We start from the raw sequence: 7,862 nt of genomic DNA, 5'->3' as shown, positions 1-7,862 counted from the left end.
AAGCAATGTTGTGCCGTTATAAAAATCTACCTTGCTGATACTGCCGCTTGTGATGGTTGCCGTGGCATTCACTGTAATATTATCTCCTTCCGTATATACGGCATTATTCAACGGCGCCGTCAGGGTAACTGCGGGAACGGGTGCTGCTGTTCCTGATAAAAAGCGAATCGTATTAACACTAAAGATACCAGCCGCTCCGATCCATCTCAGATATACATCATGCTGACCAGATGCACTAAAATTCGATGTTACATTAGCCCATACATCATTTCCTCCTGTATTTGCAATGGCAATGGTTGCTACTTTTGTTCCATCTCCCCCAATGTTGTCCAGCCATACTTCAAGGCTTCCATTGCTACTGGCAGAAGCTGCATTCACTTCAATACCTGTAGTAACTTTACTGCCGGATCCTAAGTCCACACCAGCCAGCATCAGCCAATCACCGGAAGTACTATTTGTTACTACACGGCCGGGAGTCCTGTTTGCAAATGTTACTCCATACCAGTTATTTCTTCCTTCTACACGGATCGGAACAAAGCCATACCGATAAGAAAATTGGTCAAAGTCTGCACTTGCAGCCGACGCATATAAACCAATTGATGTACCTACCCATTGATTCCAGTTTGTTTGTGATTTATCCATACTGGATATATCTTTTGTGCCAAGCTGAGTCCAGACAAGTCCATCCGCACTGTAAAACCCTGTAAGTATATGGGCAGCACGTTCTACCCGCAACCACACAGTAGTACCTATTGTATTAGTTACTTCCGTACTGCTACCATTAAAGGCCATTCCTATTTTCTTCCCATTGTTATAAGAGGTATAGAGTGTGAAAAATAAATCATCATTTCCATTCATCATCCGAATACCAGCCTGTTGACCATTTGCAGTTGCATTCAAATCTACTTTAGTGGTCAGCGAATAATATTGTCCTTTATCTTTTTGTAAAATATGTGTTGTAGCACTTCCCGGTTTTAATCTTAAGAAACCAGGGCGATCGCTAAGACTGTATCTGGAAGTAGACGCCATTGTCTTATTAAAAAAATGCCAGTTTAAACTTAATGTAGAAGATTCAAAATAATCTGATTTGTCAAATTCATAACTGATACTATTGTTTGGCAAATTGGGGCCGAGTACCGGATTTGTATTTACCGGCACGCCTTTGGGTACACCATTCGCATCCCAGATAACCTGATGTAAATGACTTTGACGGCCTTGTCCTTCCCAGCCACCGTTGTTGTATGCATGCGACAGACACCACCAGGTTCCGTCATCTAATTTTATAGGTTGTGATATGTGATTCGGACCTGTAAAGCCTCCGGGACTCGTTGCGTTTTGCCAAAAAGTACCATGTCTTGTCCAGCCTGATTCTCCTGCAGTAAGATTAGCCGTACTAAGAACAAATTGTCCACCGCTTACATCGCCTGCAACAAATAAATAATACCGTCCATTACGCTTACACATTACCGGACCTTCAGCCCAGCTATAAGGATGTCCGTTGGAATTTATCCAATTCATGTTTATAGCTTGCCCAACAGGCTGTCCATCCATACCTAATTTCTGAAGACCGTTGAGATCCTGACCGTTTTTCAATAACATATAAGGTGTGCCATCATCGTCCACAAAAATGGAATTGTCATATCCATACACACCTGTGTTGGTATTAACTTTTACAGGTGCAGACCATGGACCAGCCATGTTCGTTGCAGTACAGAAATATTGTCCGCCTCCGGCATTGTTTGAAAAGTATACCCAAAACTTATTGTTGAATTGAGCAAGGGCTCCCTCCCACGTACCTGCTGCAGGTGCATCATTATTAGGAATGCTTGATGTGGGAGGAATTACACGAGCAATTACCTCCCAATGCATTAAATCTGTTGAATGCAGAATCGGAAGATAAGGTGTAAAATGAAAATTAGAACCGGTAGAATAAAAGTCATTCCCCACACGCATTAATGTCTGATCCGGGTGATCACCAGGTAATACTGGATTTACATATGTCTGTATACCATTGGTACCGGGCTGATTGGAAATCTGGGCAAGGGTATTTGCTCTATAAAAAACAATCATAACAAGGCAAAAAATTACCTTGGTTTTAAATCCTAAAGTCAATCGTTTTATCATACTGACCACCTGTTGAGTTTATATTTGCGTTTTTTCCTGGGAAATATTACAGGCTACGCAGCTTACCTCAAAAGGTCATCAGTTAAATCTAAAATTATAATTGAAAAGTCATAAAAAGTTCTAATGTGCTATTAGGAGAAGGCAAGGCAGCTGTATAAACACTATAGGTAGTAATGATCGAAAGCTCTGATTCAAATATCCGAATGTGCTGAATACCAAAATTAAATGAAGTCTTCTTCAGGCAAAAATTATTCACTCCAATTAACACATATTCTGAAACATCACTCATAAAGCCGGCACTATAGGAAAAATTATTCTGTCCGGAATATTGAAGTACGCCAAACAAATTTACCCGGACTCTGGGTGCAAGCCTGAATCCCTGTGAAACATCTATATTATATAGCCTGTTTAACTTAAATGTTTGATTCACCGGCATTAATACAGGAGAAAAAATCTGCTGAATGGCAAAACCAATTTTCGTTTTTTCTCTGACATAATGTATGCCCAGCGAGCCATCCGGCCCGAAGTCCGATCCTCCTGTTCCACCCTGTGTAGTGAGGAATGCATAATTAATAAAACCCAGAGATATCCCTGCTGATAATGCTGCTTTAGGACTTAACTGCATATACCATGCATAACGCAATTGCATCCGGCTTCTGGAAATGTATTGTCCGATTTTTGAATTGAGGGTTTGCAAACCAACAAAGTGATATGAATTTGAACGGCCTGAACGGATTCTTTTATCGGCGTCCAGATAAAAACGATTCACATATTTTACCAATCCCAATTCATCTATGGCATTTATGCCAACCTTAAAGTTATAAGAAGTGTCAGCAGCTGCAGGGTTTATCAGATAAGGATTAATGGCTGTTTGAGTAAAATCTTCAAATACAGTATTCGTTAGTTGTGCCTGACAATAAAAAGACTTGCTTGCGAATAAAAAAACAATCCCGATGACAGGCATTTTTCGCTTGCGTGATTTCAGGATTGAATACATCTGTACGGTTATTGAAAAGTTTAATATTTAAATTAAATTCGTTAAATATAATATTTTATATATTAACTGCTGACTTTTTTTAATGACTTGCGTAGATTGAGAAATGAAAGATAATTCCAAAATCATTATTCAGTGTATTCGTACAGGAAAAAATAATGAGGCGTTAGCATATTTATATAAAGATCCCCTCAGGAAAATCCGAAAATTCATTTTGATGAATTCGGGTACGCTGGATGATGCTGACGATGTGTTTCAGGATGCTGTCATTGTACTGTTCCAATACGTTCGGAACGGTAAATACAAGGAAGAATATGAACTTGATGCCTTTTTATTCAGAGTAGCAAAAAACGCATGGATTGATATTTCCCGGAAAAAGCAAAGGATGATCAAGACTTCTTTTACAGGTTTTGACATTGGTGATGAAGGCGATCAATTGGGAGACATGATCAAAAATGAGCAACTAACAGTATTTCAAACCCTATTTGATAAACTGGAAGATAACTGCAAAAAAATTCTTTCTTATGTAATCTTTGATAAAAAAAGCATGAAAGAAATTTCCATGCTGATGGGAATGAAAGATGAGAAAGTGGCAAAGAATCAACATTACCGTTGCAAAAAGTATTTTACAAAACTTGTTTCTGAAAATAAAGAAACATTAAACCTATTAAGAAATTGAATCTGCAAGACGAATTATTTGACCTGATTGAAAACTATCTTAATGGAGATATGCCGGAGGCTGAGCGTCTTGCTTTTGAAGAAAGAATTGCTCAGGACACTTCATTAGCTGATAGAGTAACTGAAGTCCGCGCTGCCAATGAAGCTATTTATTACGCATCCCTGGCAGAACTAAAAAATACGATTGGCAACGACCTTAAAAATATTAAATATAAACCTCCCGTTAACTGGAAGAAAACAGGAACCATTACGCTTCTTTCATTGGCCCTGCTCTCAGGCGTAACAACATACTTTATTTCAACAAACAAAGTCAATATAACGGATCCTAAAGGAGAGGATAATAAAATCACTGCAACAGAAAACATTAACAAACAAAAAAATACACCTGTTACATCCAAAGAAAGTTTATCAAGTGGCGAAAATGGATTTAATCAATCCATTACAAAAGCTCCAATTGATACACTTCATAATAACCAGGCAAACAATCAACAATCAAATACAGCGGATGTAGTAACAAAAAGCAGCACTACAGAAAAAAATATAGTTTCTGAAAATACGACGCAGCACAATCCAGCTGAATCAACAGATAAAAAAGATGAAACTGTTACTGTGAATGAAGAAAAAAATCCATGTAACAGATCATTTAAAATAAATACAGAAGCTTCGTGCAGGGAAAAAGAAACGGGAAGCATATCCATTATTTCGGATGGCGCTTATTCGTATACATTCCAGGTAGATATGCAAAGTAATAAAGGAACGAAAGGTAATTTTGTAAATTTACCAGCGGGTGCACATGAAATCCTGGTTACATATGGTAAAGAATGTGCATATAAGACAAAGGCTGTTATAGCTGATAAATGGTGCGCCATGAATACATCTTATAGCTTCAATCCGGATTATAATGAAAAATGGAAGCCTGTGTACGAGTCAGGAGCATCCGGTACAATCCTCATTTATGATAAATCAGGAAAAGAAATTTATAGTCTGCCTTTTGGATCCGGAAATGAAGAATGGATCGGAAATGACAGACAAGGTTCATCTGTTCCGGTAGGCATATATATTGCCTTTATCCATTATTCCGATGGACGCAAAGAAAAAGTAGATTTAACTATTGTCAGATAACATTAACGTGATGAAAATATTAATAACATCTATCCTTTTTATCACTATTTGTAATGCATTCAGCCAAACGATTGCACTGCCTGATAATAATCTGACAAATAAATTAATGTCGTCTTACCCGCAGGTAATGCAGGGCAATTTACTGGATATCTCAAAAGCTGCTGTATTACCAAATACGTTGGACCTACGCTTTTCCAACATTTCCGATGCGACCGGCATACAGTATTTTAAGAGCATCAGCACACTGGATTTAAGTAATAACAACCTTACTACCATTCCGGACATCTCTGCGACCACCGGACTGCTTAATTTTTATGCATCCAATAATCAATTAACATCATTACCGGACTTATCCGGCATACATTTAGTTGACTTTCAGGTAGTGAATAATAAGTTAACAGTTTTCCCTGACCTTTCGGGTTCAACAGGATTATTATCACTGTATTGCAGTAATAATAACATGACACAGTTCCCCCAGCTTGCGCAATTCCCGCAACTTAAGAAGTTTGTTATGGGACAGAATCCAATAAATGTATCTTTCATTGATGTATCCGCCTGCACACATCTAATAGAGTTACACGTACATAAAACAGGCATTGATACGATCATCGGACTTGAGAAACTTACCAACCTTACAACATTATATGCATGGAGCAATAACATCAGAAGCTTCAAGGGCCTTGATTTGATAACAACTCTTCAGCTGTGTTACATATACGACAACCCGTTTTATGATATACCTGATGTACAGAACAAGCCGGCACTAACCATGCTGAATGTCTGTTCCGCATTGCTCACATTTGAAGATATTCAACCAGTTCTTCAGAATACATCGGCAACATTTGTATACTCCCCCCAACGTACCATTCCATTTTCGGATATCAATGCAAGGGCTGAAAACAATTATACATTAAGTTATCCTGCTGCTGCTCCACTTTCTACGAATATATATGTATGGATGAAAAATGGAATTGTTATAGACAGTTCTACGTCTGCTACCTATTCATTCTCTCCCCTGACAAATACTGATGCAGGAACATATCAATTAAAAATTTATAATCCATTTATTCCTGCACTGAAGTTAAATACATCAAGCTTTACAATTTCTGTGCTACCTTGCCTGGAATTACAGATTCCGAATGTATTTGTGATGAGTAAAGATTGCAGCAAAGGCTATACCGTTGATTTTTCACAAAATCAAATTGCCGGCGGAACAGCTCCTTTCCAATACCAGCTTTCAACGAATGCATCAAGTAAATTAATTACCTACCCAATTGCAGAAAACATTGAAGCAGGTAATTATTTTCTGACTGTTATTGATTCTAAGAATTGCAAAGCTACCGACAACTTTACATTAAGTAAAATTGAGAATTGTGATCCCGTATTAACACCTAACGGAGACGGCATTACTGATACTTATTATATTGAAAAGACAGGTAAGGTTTCCGTATATGATTTAAAAAGAGATTTAGTCAATACCCTGCAGGCCCCCATTGTTTGGGATGGTACCGATCGCAACGGCAAATTGCTTGACGCCGGATTATATATTTTGCTTATGGAAGGACAAGCAGCGGTATACTTAACAATCATCCGCTAATTCTCCCATTCACATTCTTCTTTACACCCTACGCTGATAAATACTATTCATATTTCAATGATTTTAATATCAATATAAAGTAGCATATTGCTATACATATTCGCCTCATCGGGATCGAACGTATAGCAATGAAAAGAAACGGGTTCAAATAAATATGCCCAAATCAATACCGATGATATTGGCTTGGGCGTATTTATTTGAACCTGTTATACTACAAAGATGTGACCCCGATGAAGTTATTTTTATTCAATTATTATCAGTGTCTACCTATTTACAACGATTGTATCATTTCTAAAGAATCATAGCCTTTTATTCTCTTATCATTCTCTTACAATAGAGTTACAGGATTGTCTGCACATGGAACAATGATAAACTTTGAAAATCAATTTCAGAAATATAAAAGCATTGATTAAATACTGATTATCTTGAAATCTAATGATTCATCAAGATAATCAGTATAAAAATGCACATTATCTTATAATAGCAACTTTCTTTCTCAAGATTGAAATATTGTTGTTAATGATAAAGACATAGCTGCCATCACTCAAACCTGTGACATCTATCTTCGCCCCGCTCCCTGTCAGCACTGGTGAAACGACTGTTTCCCTGCCTAAAACATCAATTAGTATAAAGCTTGCATTTGACAGATCGGCATCTGAATCAATGTACATAATACTATTTGATGGATTGGGATATATACTTGCATTCAATGTATTCGGCAATTGAACACCTGTAGGTGTGCTTGATGTAATTTCCGTTGGTGCAGAAACTGTAATTCCGCCATTACTATCAGTCACACGTACTGTAATTGTATGAGGACCCGCCGATGGATTATTCCAGGTATATACATAAGGTGCTGTTGTGCTCGTTCCGATCACTGTATTTCCATCTAAAAACTCAACAAGAGTTATGCTTCCATCCGGATCTGTAACATTCACTGCAATATCAACCGCTCCCGTTATTGTTGCATTTGCTGCAGGTGAAGTGATTGTGATAACCGAAGGTTGATTGGCATTGACACTTACCGTTGTTGCCGGCGAGGTCGAAGAACAATCATCCCCATTTGTCACTTCAACGGTATATGCACCGGCCGCGGTTGCTATATAACTTGCCCCTGTCCCAACCTGTGTAGATCCCTTGAACCATTTATAAGTAAAGCCTGTACCTGCATTCGCCTGTAATTCCACACTTCCCCCTTGAGGAATGGCTGTAGATCCATTTGCAGTGATTGCTGCTGTCGGAAGGGCGTTTACGGTAACTGTTGTTGCTGATGAAATAGCCTTGCAGTTATTTGCATTCGTTACTTCTACCGTATAGTTACCTGCTGTTGTTGCTGTATAGGTCTGT

The 7,862-nt window shown here is 38.2% G+C and carries 6 protein-coding genes; 3 read left to right on the top strand and 3 right to left on the bottom strand.

The window, feature by feature from the left end; genetic code table 11:
• Together ACTHJT_RS03375 and ACTHJT_RS03370 are read right to left on the bottom strand one after the other, a co-directional pair.
• The coding region (locus ACTHJT_RS03375; protein ID WP_440236373.1) for a family 43 glycosylhydrolase at window positions 1–2,070 on the bottom strand (2,070 nt) is incomplete at its 3' end.
• A gap of 148 nt (window positions 2,071–2,218) precedes the next feature.
• Entirely contained in the window at window positions 2,219–3,121 is a 903-nt protein-coding gene (locus tag ACTHJT_RS03370) for a type IX secretion system membrane protein PorP/SprF (protein WP_440236372.1), read from the bottom strand.
• A 103-nt stretch (window positions 3,122–3,224) separates the two neighbouring features.
• Between ACTHJT_RS03370 and ACTHJT_RS03365 the strand changes: the two genes are divergently transcribed.
• Genes ACTHJT_RS03365 through ACTHJT_RS03355 form a run of 3 tightly spaced genes read left to right on the top strand, consistent with a single transcriptional unit; the run spans window position 3,225 to window position 6,515 of the window.
• Window positions 3,225–3,797: an RNA polymerase sigma factor gene (locus ACTHJT_RS03365; protein WP_440236370.1), complete on the top strand. Its 573-nt coding sequence runs from the start codon at window positions 3,225–3,227 to the stop codon at window positions 3,795–3,797.
• On the top strand, window positions 3,794–4,918 hold the full coding sequence (locus ACTHJT_RS03360; protein WP_440236369.1) for a hypothetical protein: 1,125 nt from the start codon (window positions 3,794–3,796) through the stop codon (window positions 4,916–4,918). The genes ACTHJT_RS03365 and ACTHJT_RS03360 overlap by 4 nt, the downstream gene beginning before the upstream one ends.
• 10 nt (window positions 4,919–4,928) lie before the next feature.
• Window positions 4,929–6,515 carry a glycoprotein gene (locus ACTHJT_RS03355; RefSeq protein ID WP_440236368.1) on the top strand — a complete coding sequence of 529 codons (1,587 nt, stop codon included), beginning with the start codon at window positions 4,929–4,931 and terminating at the stop codon, window positions 6,513–6,515.
• A 470-nt stretch (window positions 6,516–6,985) separates the two neighbouring features.
• On the opposite strand, the gene ACTHJT_RS03350 is transcribed toward ACTHJT_RS03355, so the two are convergent.
• The coding region (locus ACTHJT_RS03350; RefSeq protein ID WP_440236367.1) for an Ig-like domain-containing protein at window positions 6,986–7,862 on the bottom strand (877 nt) is incomplete at its 5' end.

The organism is Cytophaga sp., assembly GCF_051961495.1.
In the GTDB taxonomy this organism is placed as follows: Bacteria; Bacteroidota; Bacteroidia; order Cytophagales; family Cytophagaceae; genus Cytophaga.
Note: the sequence above shows the minus strand (reverse complement) of the source record. Positions and strands in the feature narration are given on the sequence as shown.

Coding starts and splice junctions, on each gene's coding strand:
- ACTHJT_RS03370 (WP_440236372.1), bottom strand. CDS start 3,121: ATGTATTCAATCCTGAAATCACGCAAGCGAAAAATGCCTGTCATCGGG.
- ACTHJT_RS03365 (WP_440236370.1), top strand. CDS start 3,225: ATGAAAGATAATTCCAAAATCATTATTCAGTGTATTCGTACAGGAAAA.
- ACTHJT_RS03355 (WP_440236368.1), top strand. CDS start 4,929: ATGAAAATATTAATAACATCTATCCTTTTTATCACTATTTGTAATGCA.